Annotated in this window: 17 protein-coding genes; 12 read left to right on the top strand and 5 right to left on the bottom strand. The window is 70.2% G+C overall.

Translation table 11 applies throughout. The features are described 5' to 3' along the window. Positions 1-3 precede the first annotated feature (3 nt). From VF557_01040 to VF557_01000, 9 genes are all read left to right on the top strand, one after another. Positions 4-1,125, top strand: coding sequence for a beta-ketoacyl synthase N-terminal-like domain-containing protein (locus VF557_01040; protein HEX8078774.1), 1,122 nt, complete (start codon positions 4-6; stop codon positions 1,123-1,125). Continuing rightward, positions 1,122-2,009: a beta-ketoacyl synthase N-terminal-like domain-containing protein gene (locus VF557_01035; protein ID HEX8078773.1), complete on the top strand. Its 888-nt coding sequence runs from the start codon at positions 1,122-1,124 to the stop codon at positions 2,007-2,009. Before VF557_01040 ends, VF557_01035 begins: the two co-directional genes overlap by 4 nt. Further along, entirely contained in the window at positions 2,006-2,800 is a 795-nt protein-coding gene (locus VF557_01030) for an alpha/beta hydrolase (GenBank protein ID HEX8078772.1), read from the top strand. Before VF557_01035 ends, VF557_01030 begins: the two co-directional genes overlap by 4 nt. Continuing rightward, positions 2,797-3,735, top strand: coding sequence for a thioesterase family protein (locus tag VF557_01025; protein HEX8078771.1), 939 nt, complete (start codon positions 2,797-2,799; stop codon positions 3,733-3,735). The genes VF557_01030 and VF557_01025 overlap by 4 nt, the downstream gene beginning before the upstream one ends. Then, a complete protein-coding gene (locus VF557_01020; GenBank protein ID HEX8078770.1) occupies positions 3,732-4,364 on the top strand; it encodes a DsbA family protein in 633 nt (210 codons plus the stop codon). The genes VF557_01025 and VF557_01020 overlap by 4 nt, the downstream gene beginning before the upstream one ends. After that, entirely contained in the window at positions 4,364-4,531 is a 168-nt protein-coding gene (locus tag VF557_01015) for a hypothetical protein (GenBank protein HEX8078769.1), read from the top strand. The genes VF557_01020 and VF557_01015 overlap by 1 nt, the downstream gene beginning before the upstream one ends. Further along, entirely contained in the window at positions 4,528-5,271 is a 744-nt protein-coding gene (locus tag VF557_01010) for a class II aldolase/adducin family protein (GenBank protein HEX8078768.1), read from the top strand. Before VF557_01015 ends, VF557_01010 begins: the two co-directional genes overlap by 4 nt. A gap of 64 nt (positions 5,272-5,335) precedes the next feature. Continuing rightward, positions 5,336-6,967, top strand: coding sequence for an AMP-binding protein (locus tag VF557_01005; protein HEX8078767.1), 1,632 nt, complete (start codon positions 5,336-5,338; stop codon positions 6,965-6,967). Beyond that, entirely contained in the window at positions 6,964-8,226 is a 1,263-nt protein-coding gene (locus VF557_01000) for a cytochrome P450 (GenBank protein ID HEX8078766.1), read from the top strand. Before VF557_01005 ends, VF557_01000 begins: the two co-directional genes overlap by 4 nt. A gap of 67 nt (positions 8,227-8,293) precedes the next feature. Here VF557_01000 and VF557_00995 read toward each other — a convergent pair whose 3' ends face one another. The 5 genes from VF557_00995 to VF557_00975 all read right to left on the bottom strand — a co-directional run bounded on the left by VF557_00995 (position 8,294) and on the right by VF557_00975 (position 15,417). Next, positions 8,294-8,542, bottom strand: a complete 249-nt coding sequence (locus tag VF557_00995; GenBank protein HEX8078765.1) for a helix-turn-helix transcriptional regulator — start codon at positions 8,540-8,542, stop codon at positions 8,294-8,296. A gap of 475 nt (positions 8,543-9,017) precedes the next feature. After that, a complete protein-coding gene (locus tag VF557_00990; GenBank protein HEX8078764.1) occupies positions 9,018-10,505 on the bottom strand; it encodes a hypothetical protein in 1,488 nt (495 codons plus the stop codon). A 612-nt stretch (positions 10,506-11,117) separates the two neighbouring features. After that, entirely contained in the window at positions 11,118-12,809 is a 1,692-nt protein-coding gene (locus VF557_00985) for an AMP-binding protein (protein ID HEX8078763.1), read from the bottom strand. Between the two features lie 101 nt (positions 12,810-12,910). Beyond that, a complete protein-coding gene (locus VF557_00980; protein ID HEX8078762.1) occupies positions 12,911-14,224 on the bottom strand; it encodes a D-arabinono-1,4-lactone oxidase in 1,314 nt (437 codons plus the stop codon). Positions 14,225-14,310: 86 nt separating this feature from the next. Then, a complete protein-coding gene (locus VF557_00975; protein HEX8078761.1) occupies positions 14,311-15,417 on the bottom strand; it encodes a citrate synthase 2 in 1,107 nt (368 codons plus the stop codon). A 164-nt stretch (positions 15,418-15,581) separates the two neighbouring features. On the opposite strand from VF557_00975, the gene pdxH reads away from it, so the two are divergent. The 3 genes from pdxH to VF557_00960 are packed head-to-tail and all read left to right on the top strand — an operon-like array spanning position 15,582 to position 18,565. After that, a complete protein-coding gene (gene pdxH / locus VF557_00970; protein ID HEX8078760.1) occupies positions 15,582-16,322 on the top strand; it encodes a pyridoxamine 5'-phosphate oxidase in 741 nt (246 codons plus the stop codon). After that, on the top strand, positions 16,319-17,638 hold the full coding sequence (locus VF557_00965) for an MFS transporter (GenBank protein ID HEX8078759.1): 1,320 nt from the start codon (positions 16,319-16,321) through the stop codon (positions 17,636-17,638). The genes pdxH and VF557_00965 overlap by 4 nt, the downstream gene beginning before the upstream one ends. A 42-nt stretch (positions 17,639-17,680) precedes the next feature. Beyond that, positions 17,681-18,565 carry an aldose 1-epimerase family protein gene (locus VF557_00960; GenBank protein HEX8078758.1) on the top strand — a complete coding sequence of 295 codons (885 nt, stop codon included), beginning with the start codon at positions 17,681-17,683 and terminating at the stop codon, positions 18,563-18,565. The last annotated feature ends 2 nt before the right edge of the window (positions 18,566-18,567 follow it).

The raw sequence follows: 18,567 nt of genomic DNA, 5'->3' as shown, positions 1-18,567 counted from the left end.
CAGATGTCGGCACTGATCGCGGCCAGCGCGATCCGCACCTGCTTCGGCGACGGCGCGCAGACCTTCGCCGCGTTGCTGCGCGGCGACAGCGGCGTCGTCCCGCTGCGCCAGGGCGAGACCGCCAAGCTGAACGTCTCCTGCGCTCACCACGCCGGAACCGACGATCCGCACCGGCCGTTCCGGGCCGGGGAGTTCCTGGCTCAGTGCCTGGCCGACGTCGCCCGCGAGGCCGCGGTGGACACGTCGCGGATGCGGGTGGTGGTGCTGATCGGGACCGGCCTGCGCGAGCTGTCCGCGGTGGAGCGGTGGGCGCTGACGGGCGCCGGCTTCGACGTCGAGCAGCTGCACTTCGGCGAGGTGGTCCGGCAGGCGCTGCCGGGCGTCGCCGAGGTGATCACCATCTCCAACGCCTGCAGCGCGAGCGGCCACGCGCTGGCGCTGGCCCAGGACCTGGTGGAGTTCGGCGAGGCCGACGTGGTGCTCGCCTGCGGCGCGGACACCATGACCCAGTCGATGCTGGCCATGATCGGACGGGTGGCCCCGGAGCCGACCACCCAGGTGCGCCCGTTCGACCGCGACCGTGACGGCGTGCTGCTCGGCGAGGGCGCTGCCGCGGTGGCCGTCGTCGGGCCGTCCTGGACCGGCCCGGCGCTGGGCCGGCTGGCCGCGACCGGGCTGTCCTGCGACGCCCACCACGAGACCGCGCCCGACATCGAGGGGATCAGCCGGTCGATGCGCGACGCCTTCGACCGGGCCGGCCGCGAGCCGGCGGCGGTGGACCTGGTGGTGGCGCACGGCACCGGCACCGCCCTCAACGACTCGGCCGAGAGCCAGGCGCTGCGCAAGGTGCTGCTCAGCGCCGGCGGCGATCCGCTGGTGACCGCGGTCAAGGGCTCGACCGGCCACACTTCGGGCAGCGCGTCCCTGGTGAATCTCGACGTGGCGCTGCGCTGCCTGGCCGGTGGGCAGGTGCCGCCGATCACCGGGCTGCGCACCGTCCTGCCCGAAGCCGACGGGCTGCGCTTCGCGGTGGGGGAGCCGGTGCCGCTGCGTCCCGGCCTGGTGCAGGTGAACGCCTTCGGCTTCGGCGGGGTCAACGCCGTGACCTTGTTGGAGGCCGTGTGAACGGGCCCGCATCGCTGGTGGCCACCGCCTGGAGCCTGCACCTGCCCGGGATCGACCTCGAGCCGGCGCTCACCGAGCGGTTCGGCCGGCCCGGGGACTGGGCGCGGCACGAGGCCGTCCCGCCGGACAAGGCCGCGACCGTGCTGGGTCGCAAGGGGATGCTCTACAAGGAACCGGCCACCCGGATGGCGCTGTGCGCGGTGCACCGGGTCTTCGGCGTGCCGGCCGGCCAGCGGCCCGGCTGGTCACCGGCCCCCGGCACCGCGGTGGTGGTCGCCAGCAATCTCGGCAATGTCGAGACGGTCGCTCGGGTGACCCGCACGATCGAGGCCGAGGGTGGTTCGGCGGTCAGCGTGCTGGACGCGCCGAACGTCTCCAGCAACGTCATCGCCAGCACCGTCGCGCTGTGGTTCGGCTTCGGCGCCGCGAACCTGATGATCTGCTCCGGCGCGGGCTCCGGGCTGGACGGCCTGGCGCTGGCTGACCTGCTGGTGCGAGCCGGTCGCGCCGACCGGGTGGTCCTGGTCGGCGTCGAACCGGCCGATCCGGTCGCCACCGAGCTGTTCGCCGCCGCCGCCGGCCAGCCGGCGTTGCGGGCCGGCGCGGCCTGCGTGGTGCTGGAGCGGGCCCGGCCCGGCGAGGCGTCCGACGCTGGCCTGCTGGTGCGGTTCACCGGCGACAGCCAGCTGCCCGACACCGTGATCGGGCCTGGCGGTTTCGACCCGGCGCGGCACTGGGGGGACTTCTACGGCGCGCGGGACGTGGTGGCGCTGGCCCTGGCGGCCGAGCTGGCCGTCACCGAGGGCCGGCAACAGGTCGGCGTCCGCGGCTCCGATGGTCAGGCCCGGCAGGTCCTGCTCAGCACGGTGGGGAGCCGGTCATGAGCCGGGCGGAGGTGGCGGCGCACACGCTGGCACCCGGCGCGCCCGGCGGGCCGCTGATCGTCCTGGCGCACGGCCTGGAGGACCGGTGGACCAGCTGGGCGGCGCTGGCGGCCGAGCTGAACCCGGACTGGCGACTGGTCGCGCTGGACCTGCCCTGGCGCTCGGGCAACGACTATCGGTGGCGTGACCGGACGTCCGCGGAGTGGCTGGGCGACGCGCTGGACCTGCTGGAGGACCGCCCGGACGTCCTGATCACCCATTCCTACGCCGCCAACGCCGCGCTGAACCTGCTGTGCGACGGGGACGACCGGTCGATGCGGGCGCTGCTGCTGCTCTGCCCGCTCTACCGCCAGCCCCGGCACCTGGTCACCTGGCGGATGTTCGACCGGGCCCGGACCGCGTTCACCGAGCACATCGGGGAGGGACTGCGGGCCCGGCTGGGCGCCCGGCTGCTGACGATGGAACCGGATGTGCTGCAAACCATGACCGTTCTCGCGCTGGACCGGGTGGGGCCGTCCGGTTTCGTCACGGTGTTCCAGCAGTTCATCGCCAGCGCCGACCTCGTGCTGGAGAAGGTGGAGATGCCCACGCTGGTGCTTGCCGGCGGCTCGGACGCGCTGCTGTCGTCAGAGGCGGCGACCGCGCTGGCCGACCGGATCGCCGGCGCCGAGCTTCAGATCCACGAGGACTACGACCACTTCTGCCATATCCGGCAAGTGTCCGGCGTCGCGGCGAACATCACCGAATACGTCGCCGGCACGTTAACCCCAACCGTAGGAGAGTTTCGATGACCGCGCTGACCACCCAGGCCGAGCCCAGCGTGCTGTACGGCCGGCCGGCCTACGAAGGCGCCAACATCCGCACCTGGATCGGCTTCAAGCACTTCATGTACCTGGTCGAGCAGGGGCTGTTGCAGTGGCTGCGCGATCAGGGCAGCAGCGCTCGGGACCTCTACCTCGAGCACGGCCTGGGCTTCGAGGTCATCGACTGCTCGGTGCAGCTGCCGGCCGTCCTGGAGATCGACGACGATGTCCGTGTGCAGGTCAGCCCCGGCCGGGGCGACAAGCTCGCCGTGACGCTGTCGGTGGTGCGCGACGGTGAGGAGGTGACCGTGCTGCGCGGCAAGGTGAGCGTGGCGCTGGTGCGGGAGCGCAGCGCGGCCGAGCACCGGCCGGCTCCGTCCCAGCTGGCCGGGCTGGAGGTCGGCGAGCTGGTCCAGGCGAGCACCGTGGCCAACCCGGCCCGGCGTCGGCTGGCTGAGGGCGAGTCCGCCGAGTCGGTGCTGACCGCAGAGCCCGGCTCGTTCCTGTGGTCCTGGCGGGCCCCTTACTTCTACTGCCACTTCTCCGACCGGGTTCAGCACTCGGGTTACGTCCGGGCGCTGGAAGAGGTGGTCGACCGGTTCCTGGCCGAGCGCGGCATCTCGGTCGGCCGGCTGCTCACCGAGCGGTCCTGGATTCCGGTGGTGTCCCGGGCCCGGGTGCAGCTGATCGAGGCGGCCCACATGGAGGAGACCATCCACACGGTGTTCACCGTGGTCGACATCCTGCGCGGGGTGATCTTCGACGGCCGGATGGACTGCTTCGTCCAGCGCGGCGACGAGCTGGTTCCGGTCGCCACCGCCCAGATCCTGCACGGCTACGCGATCGCGGCCGGTGAGGGCGCCGGCGGCATGGCCACCCTGGACGACGAGGTGGTCCGCGCGCTGACCGGTGACCGGCCATGAGCCGGGTTCGCCGGCCGCGGCTGTACTTCTCCTTCCGCAGCCCGTACAGCTGGCTGACCGTCCAGCGGTTGCGCGAGGTGGAGCCGAACCTCAGCGAGGTGATGGACTGCGTTCCGTACTGGGATCCGGATGAGAAGACCGGCGCCGCGCTGGCCGAGCGTGGCGGGGAGTTCCACTACGTCCAGATGAGCCGGGCCAAGCACCTGTACATGCTGATGGACACCAAGCGGTTGGCCCAGCAGCGCGGGATCGCGATGGCGTGGCCGGTGGACGTCGACTCGTGGTGGGAGCTGCCGCACCTGGCCTGGTTGCAGGCCCGGCGGGTGGGCCGGGAATGGCAGTTCTACGAAGCCATCGCCGAGGCCCGGTGGGGCCGCGGCGACGACATCTGCACTCCGGAGGTGGTCCGGGCCGCCGCCGAGCAGGCCGGCGTCGATCCGGACCTGGCGGTGCTGGCCGGCGATGACCCCGAGATCCGGGCCGAGGCGGTGGGCTGCCTCTATCAGGCTTATCTCGACGACGTGTTCGGCATCCCGTACCTCAAGTTCGGGCCGCACCGGTTCTGGGGTCTGGACCGGGTGGACGCCTTTCTCGACGCCTGGCAACCCGCACCGCAAGGAGGAAGCTGATGAGCGAGCAGTCGACTGCCGCGGACGTCGATGCCGAGGCCGATGCCGATGCCCGGCACGACGTCCCGGTTCTTGATGACGCCGACAACCCCTGGCACGGCATTCCGCCGGAGTTGCTGGACGCCAGCCGCCCCTACGACCCGGACACCGCGGGCGGTTGCGGGTGACTGCCGCCCCGCCACGCACGGTCGAGCAGGAGCGGCGCTACCGCCAGCAGCGGCTGGCGGCTGCCCTGCGACTGTTCGCCAGGTTCGGCTTCGACGACGGCGCGGGCGGTCACTTCACCGCCCGCGATCCGGAAGACCCCGAGCGGTTCTGGATAAACCCGTTCGGCATGCCGTTCGGCCACGTCCGGGTCAGTGACCTGCTGCTGGTGGACGCCGACGGCGAGGTGGTGTCGGGCTCGGGCCGGATCAACCCGGCCGGGTTCATCATCCACTCCCAGATCCACACGGCCAGGCCGGACGTGGTGGCCGCCGTGCACACCCATTCGACCTACGGCCGGGCCTGGGCGACGCTCGGCCGGCGGCTGGACCCGCTCACCCAGGACGCCTGCGCCTTCTACGCCGACCATGAGGTGTTCGACGGCTTCGAGGGCGTGGTGCTCGACTCGGAGGAGGGCAAGCGGATCGCCGAACGGCTCGGCGGCAACAAGGCGGTGATCCTGCGCAACCACGGCCTGCTCACCGTCGGCGGCTCGGTGCAGGAGGCGGCCTGGTGGTTCATCAGCATGGACCGGTCCTGCCAGGTGCAACTGCTGGCCGAGGCCGCCGGCTCACCGGTGCCGATCTCTGACCGGGTGGCCCGGGCGACCGCCGAGACGATGGGCACGCCGGGCATGGGGCGGCTCAACTTCCGTCCGCTGTACGCCGACATCGTGCGGGCCCAACCCGACCTGCTCGAGTGACGGGTCGGGCCGAGCCTTTGCGGGAAGCCCCGCGAGAGCCTGGTAGAGAGGAGCAGCCCGGCTGATGGCCACGCTGCTGAACGACCACATCGACCACGACGCCGACGCGCCCGCGATCGTGGACGACGGCGTCACGCTGAGCTGGCGTCAGCTGGGTGAGCGGGTGAACCGGTGGGTCGACCTGCTGACCAGCCAGGGGCTCGGGTCGGGTGACCGGCTGGCCTGCGTGCTGGGCAACCGGCGCGAGACGTTGGAGGTGCTGCTGGCCTGCCTGCACACCGGCGTGACGGTGGTGCCGGTCAACTGGCACCTGACCGAGCCCGAGATCAGCTACATCCTGTCCGACTCCGGCAGCCGGGCGCTGGTCACCGAGCAGGCCTTCGCCGTGGCGGCCGGCGCCGCGGCGCGCTCGGCCACCGACTGCGCCCTGCGGCTGGTGCTGGGCGGCGAGGATCTTGAAGGCTGCCAGGCGGTCGAGCCGCTGCTTGCCGCGGCGAGCCCCGCGGAACCTGCCGATCAGCGCTGCGGCTCGACGATGCTCTACACCTCGGGCACCACCGGCGCGCCCAAGGGCGTGGTCAACGGGCTGTTCGTGGTGGACGCGCCGTTCTCCCGGGTGGCCAAGCTGGCCCGCTACGCCCGGGTGGTGCTGGAGGTGCCGGCCCGCGGCAGGGTGCTGCTGGACGGGCCGTGGTATCACTCCTCGCAGCTGTTCTTCGCGTTGCTGGCGCTGCTGCAGGGTTCGGTGCTGGTGATCCGGCCGTCCTTCGATCCGGTGGTGACGCTGCGGATCATCGACCAGGAGCAGATCACCGCCACCCACCTGGTGCCCACCCAGTTCATCCGGTTGCTGCGGGTCGACCCGGCGGCCCGGGCGGCGTTCTCCGGCGCGAGCCTGCGCCGGGTCTGGCACGGCGGCGGCCCGTGCCCGGCAGAGGTCAAGCGGGAGATGATCCAGTGGTGGGGGCCGATCCTGGTGGAGTACTACGGCGCCACCGAAGGCGGCGTGGTGACGCTGATCGGCTCCGAGGACTGGTTGCGCCGGCCGGGCAGCGTGGGGCAGGCGGTGCCGCCGTGCCAGATCGTGATCGTCGGCGAGGACGGCGCCCCGGTGCCGGTCGGCGAGCCGGGACGGATCTTCGTCCGCCGCCGCGCCGGCGAGCGGTTCCGCTACCACAACGCGCCGGACAAGACCCGTTCGGCTTATCTGGGCTCGGACACCTTCACCTACGGCGAGGTCGGCTACCTGGACGAGGCCGGCTTTCTGTACCTCACCGGCCGGGCGCAGGATCTGATCGTCTCCGGCGGGGTGAACGTCTACCCGGCCGAGGTCGAGGCGGTGCTGCTGGACCATCCCGCGGTGCGCGATGCCGCGGTGATCGGGGTGGCCGATGACGAGTTCGGTGAGCGGGTGGTCGGCATCGTGGTCGCCGAGCCGGGCGCGCCCGCGGAGCTGGCCGCCGAGCTCACCCGGCACTGCCGCCGGTCACTGGCCGGGTTCAAGGCGCCGCGCGCGTACCACTTCGTCGACGAGCTGCCCCGCGAGGCGACCGGCAAGATCCGCAAAGAGCCGTTGCGAGAAGCGTATTCAGCGCTGCTGACCTCGCCGGCCGGACCGTCCCCAGCAGCCGGACCATTCTCAGACAGGTCTTCTCCAGCAGACAGATCTTCTCCTATAGACAGGGCGCCCCGATGACCTCAGCCAGCGTGGACGCGCCGGGCTATCCCGACATCGCCCATCCCGGCACCTATGCCGTCGGCGTGCCGCACGAGGAGTTCAGCCGCCGCCGCGAGCACGAGCCGGTGGCCTGGGTGCCCGAGCCGCTGCTGTGGCGGCACAGCACCGGCGGCCGGATCGCCTCGCAGGGCTCGGGATTCTGGGCGGCGACCACGCATGAGGCGGTGCTGTCGGCCTCTCGCCGCTCGCAGGATTTCTCCTCGGCCGCCAAGGGTGTCTTTCTGACCGACCCGCGGACGCCGGGTGACCTGCGTTTGACCCGGCAGTTGCTGGTGAACATGGACGCTCCGCAGCACGGCCGGATCCGCAAGCTGGTGACCTCGGTGTTCACGCCGCGGGCGGTGCGCGAGCTGGCCGGCAGCGTCACCGCGCACGCCGAGGCGCTGGTCGAGAAGGTGGTGCGGGCCGGGGACTTCGACGTGGTGACCGACCTGGCCAGCGAGCTGCCGTTGCTGGTGCTCTCGGACCTGCTGGGCATGCCGGCCGAGGACCGGCACCAGCTGTACCGGTGGAGCAATCACCTGGTGGGATTTGATGATCCCGAGTACGGCGGCGGCGATGTCGACGCCTACCGGACCACCATGGCCGAGGCGTTCTCTTATGCGCTGAAGCTGGGGATGCAGCGCCGCGAGCACCCGACCGGTGACCTGATCAGCCTGCTCGCCAACGCCGAAGTCGACGGCGAACGGTTGTCGGATAGGGAGTTCTGCAACTTCTGGCTGTTGCTGGTGGTGGCCGGCAACGAGACCACCCGGCACCTGACCGCGGGCTCGCTGCAGGCGCTGGTGGAGCACCCGGAGCAGCGGGACGCGCTGGTCTCGGGGGCCGCGCCGGTGTCGGCGGCGGTCGAGGAGCTGCTGCGCTGGATCACCCCGATCATGCAGTTCCGCCGGACGGCCGTGCAGGACACCGAGCTCTGCGGGCAGCCGATCGCCGCAGGCGAGAAGGTGGTGCTGTTCTACATCTCGGCGAACCGGGACGCGGCGGTGTTCTCCGACCCGCAGCGGCTCGACCTGAGCCGCGACCCGAACCCGCACCTGTCGTTCGGCATCGGCCCGCACTTCTGCCTCGGCGCCCACCTGGCCCGGCTGGAGCTCGCGGCGCTGCTGACCGCGATCCGGCCGCACCTGCCGCGGCTGGAGCTGACCGGGCCGGTGGTGCGGCTGGAGTCGAACTTCGTCAACGCTGTCAAGGCGATGCCTGCCCGGATCGGCTGAGAGCGCCCTCGCGGCGGTTACCACGGCTGACGGTGAGGTCGGTGGGCTGCCTGCAAGCATCGCGCGGTTAGGACGGTGGGCGGTGCCCTCGGCACAGCTGGTCTATCAGGCTGCCGAGTGGCACGCCGAGCCCGTGGGCGACCCGGTGCCAGGTGTCCAGTGAGCCGCGGGTGGTGCCGTGCTCCAGGTTGATTAGCACCGTGCGGGACAGTCCGGTCAGCTCCGCGAGCTTGTCGTAGGTGAGGCGCTTTTCGGCCCGCAGTCGGGACAGCTCGTGTCGCAGCGCCTCATGGTTGGGCTCGGGTGGGCGCGACACTCGTCCAGACTGCAGTCAACGAACCTTGACTGCAGTACAGGTTCGTTGACTATTCTGATGAGGCCGTAACCGCCCACCGAAGGTCGAGCGCCATGCCACGTCCCCACGCCACCTTCTGCGACCTGCCGCCCGGCCGCGACCATGGGCCGTTCTGCGTATCCCGCCCCGTAGCTCGCAGGGCCGTCGCCATCAACGAAGCTGGCAGGCCCGTCGATCTCACTGTCGACCTCGCCGTCCGACGTTCAGACGGCGATGGTCACCGGCTGGTGCGGGTCATCGCAGAACCCCCGGCCGTCGCCGCGCGATCCGTAACGCTCCTACCGTCCGGGACAGCCCGCCAACTAGCCGCCGCTCTCATCGTGGCCGCGGACCAAGCCGACGAACTCGACCGCGACGTCTCAGCTCGCTCTGCTCCATGACGGTGAACTGCTGCTCAAGGCAGCCCTAGCAGCCCGAGTTATGTTGCTATTTCAAGTCAAGTGGTAGCTCGCCTATTCGATGGCGCTTCTGCCGTCCCAACTTGAGCGGCCCGCTCATTTTCAGGTGGTACATCTGTGACCTCGGTTGCAGTCTCGGCTGCGAAGATTCCGGGGAGATCTGTCCAGTTTTCGATCGGGCCGACGGTAGTCATGAGCAGTTCTGCGATTTCTGCCTTGCGGCTTCCATCCTCATGACAAGCGCGTGCCATTGCAAGCAACTGCAAGCCGGTTACTAGGCAATGCTCGCGCTGGATGCAGTACCGCAACATCTGATCGGGAAAGTCACCCTCGGTTCGGTTCCGAAGAGGCGTATCGCGCCAAGTGTTGACGACAAGAATCCCCTTTGCATGCGCGCCGTCTGCGATTTCTTCAGAAATCCATTTTTCGAGTTGAGCAGCATTTTTTTCGGCGGCGCTCTTCGTTACCCCTTTGACCTCGACCACGATCCGCTGACCCTTATATTCTCCTCTTAGGTCGGTGCGACCCGCATCACCTTCCTCTAAGGCAAATCCAAACAACTCTAAAGCCTCTCGCACACGCCGCTCAAGTGCCGGGCCTGAACCTGTAATAAGCGTCTTCCACCGTTCATCCTGCGCTTGCTCTGCCTTCACTATGTCCAGTCTGTGCTGAACTTCGGCTAGCTCCCTCTCTAGCTCGATCTGCTTCGCCGCGCGCTCCACCTCGGAAGGGAATCGATAATTCGCAGTCCACGAGGGAAGTGATGAATCAGGTTCAACGACCATAGATTCGATCCACGAGAGCAAAAGGTCGGCAGGCCACGCTTCATCATCTTGCTCGTCTACAGCCTCACCCTTTGATTCGACATCACCGGTACCATCGCTGGAGTCCGCGTCATCCTCGTGCTCTTCGTCATCGGCGAAGGGAAGTAATAAATCAGGTAGCAAGATTAGTAACCCGCCAGACTTTGTTTTGATGAGCCCGGCAACACTCTTCTTGGTTCCCTTGACATGGAGCAGCGGTCTGATCGTCTTGTCGTTCTTAAGCACGCACCGGTATGCCCAGTAGGCCCTTGTCTTGCGGAACAAGGATGCCATTAAGTCATTGGCGGAAGTCATTTCAACGCCGGTACCGTATGTTCGCTCAATGTTAGTAGGTATAGCGCTCATCAGATCGAACTTTTTAACGATCTGGTTGGTTGTCCTGTTCCTTCCCGTGCCCGAGTAAGTGCGCTCGCCAGTGTCTACGTAGACTTCGGTATCACCTGGAAGAATCACTACAAGGCAGCGACCCATTTCAACGAACTCCAGGAACTCTGCACGTCTACGTTCAACATCGCTTATTAGACGGGCGGACTGGTGTTCGGAAAGAGAGTCTTTTCCTTTGAAGGTGCCGGAGTACGTCGAATAGATCCGTAACGTCTCTGATGGCTTCCAAAACACGACATCGTAGTCGTAGAGGGAGACGGATGAACCGAACTGAAAATGGTCTTCATCGACTCCTAGCTCACAGTCAAGGCTAAGCACTCGCATACCTACATTCTCTCATCATCACGTGAGAGAGGATGAGGGAGGGTTAAGGACTAGCGAGGTTGCCGAGGTTGGTCGGTCTACCCTGGACCAGGGCTCGACTGCTACCCCGGGAACCTGCTGGTCTACAACCCGTGACCAGCTAGGGGGTTAACTAAGCCACGGGCGGCACTCACCAGCTCCGGCACGACGGCCAACGCGGAGGCACACCGTGACCGAGCCCGTGTCGAAGTGTGATGGTCTTGCAGGATCAGGGCCAGCCGCGGTTCGCCGGCGTAGTCACCTACATCGGCGACGGTCCAGATTTCGCCCGTCTCAATCCTCAGGCCAGGCCGAGACCGAATCTACGAATGCCTGATCCGCTTCGGCTTCTTGACTCGCCGCGACAGCACGTGACTGCCGGTGCGCCTCCTCGGCGAACCCGGCGGCAGTCACGTCAGACACCCAGATCTGGATAGGACGCAGGCCTGCGACCGCAAGCGAGCACGATCGGCCTTAACCAGGTCGCGAGTCGTTGGGTCGGCCACCAGAACACCTCCGCTTGTCACATGTAACGGTAGCCAGCCGTTCGGATGCAACGGGGTCTCAGATCTCAACCGCGCCCGGCGCTCAGGCCGCGGGGACGTCCAACGCCTGCTCGGCGGCCAACCGATCGGTGATGTCGGCCCGCAGCGCCTTCTTGTCGATCTTGCCGATGTTGGTGCTCGGCAGCGAGTCCACCAGCACCAGCCGCTCCGGCAGCTTGAACCGGGCCACCCCCTCGGCGCGCATCACGTCCTGCACGTCGGCCAGCTCCACCGTGACCCCGGCCCGGGGCACCACGTAGAGGCAGACCCGCTCGCCCAGCTCGCCGCCGGGCATCGCCACCGCGGCCGCGAGCCGCACCCCCGGCACCCGGTAGGCGAAGCTCTCCACCTCCTCGGCCGAGACCTTCTCACCACCGCGGTTGATCATGTCCTTGTCCCGGCCCTCGATCACCACGTTGCCGTCCGGACGCACCCGCACGATGTCTCCGGTGCGCAGCCAGCCGTCACCGACGAACGCGAGCGCGTTCTGCTCCGGCGCCCGGTAGTAGCCGCGCGGCGTGCACGGCCCGCGGGTCAGCAGCACGCCGGTCTCACCCAGCGGCACCGGGTCGCCGGCTTCATCCACCACCAGCAGCTCGTCGGCGGTGGTGATCGGCCGGCCCTGGCTGTTCAGGGCCACCTCCACCGGGTCATCCGGCCGGGTGAGGCACACCAGGCCCTCGGCCATCCCATAGCCCTGCTGCAGCACCCGCGCCAGCACCGGGGCGATGCTGCGGGCCAGGTGGTCGGCCGGCCGGGAGCCCCCGACCAGCAGCATCCGCATCGAGCTGAGGTCGTGGCTGGTGTCTGATTCGCGATGCTCCAGCCAGCGCTGCAGGACCGCCGGCACCGCCGCGCTGACCGTCACCCCTTCGTCGGCGATCACGTCGAAGACCCCCGGCGGCGCCGGTGACGCGGCGATCACCAGCCGCCCGCCGGCTCGCAGCACGGCCAGGTTGGTGCCCAGCGGCATGCTGTGGCCCAGCGGCAGCAGCACCAGCGACACCGTCCCGGCGTCGAACCGGCAGATCTGCATGGTGTTGCGGACGTAGCAGCCGTAGTCGTCATGCGCCCGGGCGATCAGCTTGGGCAGCCCCGTGGTGCCGCCGGAGAGCAGCATCAGCGCGATCGACCGGCTGTCCGGCGCCGCCTCGTCCAGCTGGGCGCGGGCGCCGGCCGGGTCCTCGGCGGGCCGGCACAGCGCCCGCAGGTCCACGCTGCCGGGCAGCACCTGCTCGCCGAGCACCAGCACGTGCTCGATGGTGGCGCTGCCCGCGGCGACCTCGTGCGCCAGCGCCTGGTGGTCGAAGTCGCGCATCACGTCGGGCGCCGCTATCGCCCGGGCCTCGGAGTGCTCGGCCAGGAACGACAGCTCGTGCCTGCGATGCGCCGTCAACCCCATCACCGGGATCACGCCGAGCCGCAGGCACGCCAGCGTCAGGACGACGAACTCCCAGCAGTTGGGCAGCTGCAGCACGATCCGGTCATCCGGGCGCAGCCCCAGCGCCCGCAGCCGCAGCGCCGCGCCGTCGGCCCGCTCGACGAGCGCGCGATAGCTCAACCGCTGCGGGCCGTCGACGACCGCGATCGCGTCCGGGGCGGCGTCGGCGGCGGCGTAGATCGGCTCGGTGAGGGTGCGGCCCTCCCAATGGCCCTCGGCCACATAGCGGGCGACGACCTCATCCGGCCAATCGACGGTGCCTGCTCGGCTCGGCTGGGTCGGGGTCCTGGCCATGCCGCGACGCTATTGCGCCGCCGGGCTGCCCAGCCTCTCCTCACCTGCCGAGCTGACCCGAGCCGAGCCGAGCTGACCCGAGCCGCCGCCCGCAAGCCCGATCAGCTGCCGAGCACCCGGCGCAGGTAGTCGTTGCTGAACCGGCGGTTCGGGTCGTAGGTGTCGCGCACCGCGAGGAACTCATCGAACAGCGGGTAGGCCGGCGCCAGGTCCTCGGCCGAGCGGTAGTGCAGCTTGGCCCAGTGCGGCCGGCCGTCGGCCTCACGGGCGATCGCCTCGACGGCGGCGAACCACTGGTCATAGGAACGCCGGTGGTACTGGTACACCGCGACATAGCAGGTCTCGCGACCGAAGGCCGGCGACAGCGGGATGTTGTCGGCAGCCGTCAGCCGGACCTCGACCGGAAACACGACATCTTCCCCGGAACGCTGCACCCAGTCGTCGAGCTCGTCCAGGACGTGCGGCAGCGACGCCCGGGGAATCGCGTACTCCATCGTGCGGTACAGCAGCGAGCCCTGGCTCGGCACGATCCGGTAGGCCCGGTCGGTGTAGCTGCGTTCGGGCAGCGCCCGGGTGGTGAGCCGGTTCACCCTGGCGGTCAGCCTGGGCCAGGTGGCGGTCAGCCGGTTGATGCCCTCGTAGACCACATCGCCCAGGAACCGCTCGTCGCGCCAGCTGCGCAGCGCGCCACGCGGGTGCAGCGGGGCGTCGGCCGGCAGCCGGGTCTGCACCTTGGTCAGCACCCGCCGGGTGTGCGGGAACCAGAGGAACTCGAAGTGATCCCGAAGCTCCAGCTTGGCCAGCACCTCGAGCAGGTCGTCGTAGTCGGCCGGCGCCTCGACCGAATGCAGGGCGAAGGCCGGCTCGCACTGCAGGGTCACCGCGGTGATGATGCCCAGGGCGCCGAGGCTGAGCCGGGCCGCGGCGAACAGCTCGGGATGCTGCTCGGCCGAGCATTCCAGCAGCTGCCCGTCGGCGGTGACCAGTTGCAGGGCCCGTACCTGGCTGCACAGGCCGGCGTAACGCCGGCCGGTGCCGTGGGTGCCGGTGGCGATGGCGCCGGCGATGGTGGCGGCATCGAGATTGCCCAGGCAGCTGATCGACAGGCCGAGCTTCCACAGCTGCTCGTTCAGCTCCCGCAACGTGGTCCCGGCGGCGACGGTCACCAGGCCGGTCTGCTTGTCGGCGGCCAGCACCCCGGTCATCCCGGACAGGTCGAGCATCACGCCCCGGGTCACCGCGATGTCGGTGAAGCTGTAGCCGGCGCCGACCGCCTTCACCGACAGCTCGTCCTGGGCGGCGCGGCACACCTCGGCCGCCACCTCGTCCGGCGAGCATGGGTACTGGAGCCGGGCCGGCGTCACCGAATAGGTGCCCGCCCAGTTGCGCCAGCTGCCTGAGCCCTGTCTCGCCATATCCTGGGGACTATAGGACCCTCGGCCGCCGTGAGCACGCCGGATCGACGGATGTGGCGCGCCGCTTCACACCCAGGTAGCAGCCGCTACGAGTGCGCGATGTTGTCCCAGCCCTCGACGTCCTTCGGGCTGCGCGGATCCGGGCCGATGTAGCGGGCCGACGGGCGGACCAGCCGGCCGGTCTTCTTCTGCTCCATGATGTGCGCGGCCCAGCCGGCGGTGCGGGCGCAGCTGAACAGCGCCGGCATCATGTGCGGCGGCACCTCGGCGAAGTCCAGGATGACCGCGGCCCAGAACTCGACGTTGGTCTCGATCGGGTGGTCCGGGCGGCGCTCGCGCAGCTCCTTCAACGCGGCCTGCTCCAGAGCGGCGGCGACCTCGTAGCGGGGCGCGTTCAGCTCCTTGCAGGTGCGGCGCAGCACGCGGGCGCGCGGGTCCTCGGCCCGGTACACCCGGTGGCCGAAGCCCATCATCCGTTCCTTGCGGTCCAGGATGTCGGTGACCACCTTGCGGGCGTCACCGGAGCGCTCCACCGCCTCGAGCATCGGCAGCACCCGGGCCGGGGCGCCGCCGTGCAGCGGACCCGACATCGCGCCGATGGCGCCGGAGATCGCGGCGGCGACGTCCGCGCCGGTCGAGGCGATCACCCGGGCGGTGAAGGTCGAGGCGTTCATGCCGTGCTCGGCGGCCGAGACGAAGTAGGCGTCGACGGCGTCCACGTGGCGCGGATCCGGCTCGCCGCGCCAGCGCGTCATGAACCGCTCGACGATGGTGCGGGACTGGTCGATGCGCGACTGCGGAACGGCCGGCGCGCCGACCCCGCGGGCCGACTGGGCCACGTAGGACAGCGCCATCACCGAGGCCCGGGCGGCCTGCTCGCGGGCCTCGTCGTCACTGATGTCCAGCAACGGCCGGTAGCCCCAGATGGGGGAGAGCATCGCCAGCGCGGCCTGCACGTCCACCCGGACGTCACCGGTGTGCACCGGGATCGGGAACGGCTCCGCCGGCGGCAGGCCGGGCCCGAACTTGCCGTCCACCAGCAGCGCCCAGACATTGCCGAACGTGACGTGGCCGACCAGTTCCTCGATGTCGACGCCGCGGTAACGCAGCGCGCCACCGTCCTTGTCAGGTTCGGCGATCTCGGTTTCGAACGCGATGACGCCCTCGAGGCCGGGGCTGAAATCGTCTGACATGCAACTGACTCCGATCGCTTGGTCAGCTCACCGTCCGTCTGGCGGAGCCGCGCGGAAGGCTCGCTGAGCTGTGGGCGCGATGGCGATGCACCCGACGAGTCCATTGTTACCTATCCTTCGGCGGCGCAGTCACGCGCCTTCGCCGGGCTGGAAGAATGGGCCGGGTGACCGTCTCTGGGACCGACTCCACCGATCCGCTGGCGAGGCTGGTCAGCCTGCGCCGCTCCTACGGCGCCGGCGAGCTGAGCGAGGACCTGCTGGCGCCGACCTGGCTGGAGCAGCTGCGGCTGTGGTTCGTCCAGGCGGTGGCCGATGACCGGGTCCACGAGCCCAACGCCATGCAGGTGGCCACGGTCGACGAGGCCGGCCGGCCGGACCTGCGGACCGTGCTGGCGCGGGGCTTCGACGCCGCCGGCGTGGTCTTCTACACCAACTACCAGTCCGCCAAGGGCCGCCAGCTCACCGCCAACCCGGTGGCCGCCGCGCTGTTCTCGTGGCTGCCGCTGGAGCGCCAGGTGCGCCTGCGCGGCCCGGTGGCCAAGGTCGACCCGGCCGAGACCGCCCGCTACTTCGCGTCCCGCCCGCGCGGGGCACAGCTGGCGGCCTGGGCCTCGCCGCAGTCCGAGTCGATCGCGAACCGGGCCGAGCTGGAGCGGCGGCTGGCCGAGGTCACCGAACGCTTCGGCGAGGGTGAGATCCCGCCGCCGCCGCACTGGGGCGGCTACCGGATCACGGTGACCGAGGCGGAGTTCTGGCAGGGCCGGGAGTTCCGGTTGCACGACCGGCTGCGCTACCGGCTGGCGGCCGGCTTCGCCGACGGCAGGACCGACTTTGCCGACGGCGTGGCGGACGAGACGAGCGCGGCCGGCGGCGAGGAGTGGCTGGTCGAGCGGCTCGGCCCGTGACCCAGGACGGCACGCCCGGGCCGGAAGCAGCGCTCGAGTCCGAGGCCGAGCCCGAGGCCGGCTGGTTGCGCAGGCACGCCATCGACACCGCGCCGCTGAGGATCGCCCCGTTCCGGCGGCAGGTGATGGGGCAGGGCACCTCGTTCATCGGGGCGATGCTGACCGCGGTGGCCGTCCCGGTGCAGGTCTACCAGCTGTCGCGCTCGTCCCTGCAGGTCGGCTTGGTGGGCCTGGCCGGGCTGATCCCGCTGGTGGTCTTCGGCCTGTACGGCGGGGCCATCGCCGACGCCATCGACCGCCGCACGCTGCTGCTGATCAGCTCGCTGGGAACCTGGGCGTGCACGGTCGGGCTGCTGCTGCAGACCCTGGCCGACCTGCGCAGCGTGCCGCTGATCCTGGCCCTGGTCGCCGCCCAGTCCGGCTTCTTCGGCGTCGCCTCGTCGGCGCGCGGGGCGATCATCCCCAGGATCGTGCCGCTGGAACTGGTGCCGGCCGCCAACACCATGACGTTCACAGTGGGCAATGTCGGCCAGGTGATCGGCCCGCTGATCGCCGGGGTGCTGGTCACCCGGCAGCACGGCTTCGCCTACGCCTACGCCGTGGACGCCGCGCTGTTCACCCTGGCCATGTACGCCAACGTGCGGCTGCCCCGCATCCCGCCGGACGGCTCGTCCCCGCGGGCCGGGCTGCGCTCGGTGCTGGACGGGCTGCGGTTCATCAGCGGGCATCCGGTGCTGCTGATGTCCTTCGTGGTCGACATCGTGGCGATGGTGTTCGCGATGCCCCGGGCGCTGTACCCGCAGGTGGCCGATGACCGCTGGCACGGTCAGGTGGGCCCGCTGTACGCCGCGATCGCGATCGGCTCGGTGCTGGCCGGGCTGTCCGGCGGTTGGATCGCCCGGGTCCGCCGGCAGGGGGTCAGCCTGACCTCGGCGATCGTGGTCTGGGGGTTGGCCGTGGCGGTGGCGGGCCTGGCCCACCAGCTGTGGCTTGCGGTGCTGCTGCTGGCGGTGGCCGGCGCGGCCGACCTAGTCAGCGCCGTGTACCGCCAGACCATCCTGCAGACCTACGCCCCCGATGTGATGCGCGGGCGGATGCAGGGGGTCTTCGTGGTGGTGGTGGCGGGCGGGCCCCGGCTGGGCGACCTGCGGGCCGGCGCCACCGCCTCGCTCACCTCGGTCACGGTGTCGTGGGTGGGCGGTGGCCTGCTGTGCGCCGGCGCGGTGCTGATCGCGGCTCGGGCCGTCCGGTCGTTCTGGCAGTACGACGCCCACCAGCCCCCGGTTGAGCCGGACTCGCTACCGTCGAGCGCATGATCTTCGACGGCCAGGCGCTATGACGTGTGACGGCAGGGCGCTATGAGCTTTGACGGCAGGCGCTACGAGATCGCCGCCGGCGGTTACCGGGCGACCCTGGCCGAGGTCGGGGCCTGCCTGGCGGGGCTGTGGCACGACGGCACGCCGATCACCGTGGAGAACCCGACGCGGGCCCTGCCGCCCAAGTCCAGCGGCGCGGTGCTGCTGCCGTGGCCGAACCGGATCGCCGGCGGCCGCTACCGCTTCGACGGCGAGGACTACCAGCTGCCGCTCACCGAGCCCGCGCGGCTCAACGCCAGCCATGGCCTGGTGAAGTGGGTCCGGTGGAGCGCCGAGCGCCAGGACCGCTCGTCGGTGACGCTGACCCACGAGCTGGCGCCCCAGACCGGCTACCCGTTCGAGCTGCGCCTTCAGCTGGACTACCGCCTCGACGCCGACGCCGGACTGCGGGTGAGCGCGGTCGTCACCAACACCGGCCGGTCCGCCGCGCCGTTCGGGGCCGGCTTTCACCCCTACCTGGACCTGGCCGGGCACGAGCTGGACACCGCCGAGCTGCTGGTGCCGGCCGGGGCGGTGATCGAGGCCGATGACCGCCAGATCCCGACCGGGCGCCATCGCGTCGAAGGCACCCCGCACGACCTCAGGACGATCCGGCCGATCGGCGGCCTGCGGCTGGACCACGGCTTCACCGAGCTGACCGGCTCGGCGGCGCTGCTGCGCACCGAGCAGCGCAGCGTCGAGATCCGCTGGGACGCCGCCTTCGGTTACCTGCAGGTGTTCACGCCGCCGTTCATCACGCCCGGGCGCAACGCGGTGGCGATCGAGCCGATGAGCTGCCCGGCCAACGCCTTCAACTCCGGCGAGGGGCTGATCCGGCTGGAGCCAGGGCAGCAGTGGACCGGCAGCTGGGGCGTCCGGCTGGTCTGAGC

It is taken from the genome of Jatrophihabitans sp., from assembly GCA_036389035.1.
In the GTDB taxonomy this organism is placed as follows: Bacteria; Actinomycetota; Actinomycetes; order Mycobacteriales; family Jatrophihabitantaceae; genus Jatrophihabitans_A.
Note: the sequence above shows the minus strand (reverse complement) of the source record. Positions and strands in the feature narration are given on the sequence as shown.

Bases quoted from the DNA above. Each gene is read 5' to 3' on its own strand.
- VF557_00980 (HEX8078762.1), bottom strand. From the start codon at position 14,224: ATGGCGAGACAGGGCTCAGGCAGCTGGCGCAACTGGGCGGGCACCTAT.
- VF557_01005 (HEX8078767.1), top strand. From the start codon at position 5,336: ATGGCCACGCTGCTGAACGACCACATCGACCACGACGCCGACGCGCCC.
- VF557_01040 (HEX8078774.1), top strand. From the start codon at position 4: ATGTCGGCACTGATCGCGGCCAGCGCGATCCGCACCTGCTTCGGCGAC.
- VF557_01020 (HEX8078770.1), top strand. From the start codon at position 3,732: ATGAGCCGGGTTCGCCGGCCGCGGCTGTACTTCTCCTTCCGCAGCCCG.
- VF557_01025 (HEX8078771.1), top strand. From the start codon at position 2,797: ATGACCGCGCTGACCACCCAGGCCGAGCCCAGCGTGCTGTACGGCCGG.
- VF557_01030 (HEX8078772.1), top strand. From the start codon at position 2,006: ATGAGCCGGGCGGAGGTGGCGGCGCACACGCTGGCACCCGGCGCGCCC.
- VF557_00985 (HEX8078763.1), bottom strand. From the start codon at position 12,809: ATGGCCAGGACCCCGACCCAGCCGAGCCGAGCAGGCACCGTCGATTGG.
- VF557_00960 (HEX8078758.1), top strand. From the start codon at position 17,681: ATGAGCTTTGACGGCAGGCGCTACGAGATCGCCGCCGGCGGTTACCGG.
- VF557_01000 (HEX8078766.1), top strand. From the start codon at position 6,964: ATGACCTCAGCCAGCGTGGACGCGCCGGGCTATCCCGACATCGCCCAT.
- VF557_01015 (HEX8078769.1), top strand. From the start codon at position 4,364: ATGAGCGAGCAGTCGACTGCCGCGGACGTCGATGCCGAGGCCGATGCC.
- VF557_00975 (HEX8078761.1), bottom strand. From the start codon at position 15,417: ATGTCAGACGATTTCAGCCCCGGCCTCGAGGGCGTCATCGCGTTCGAA.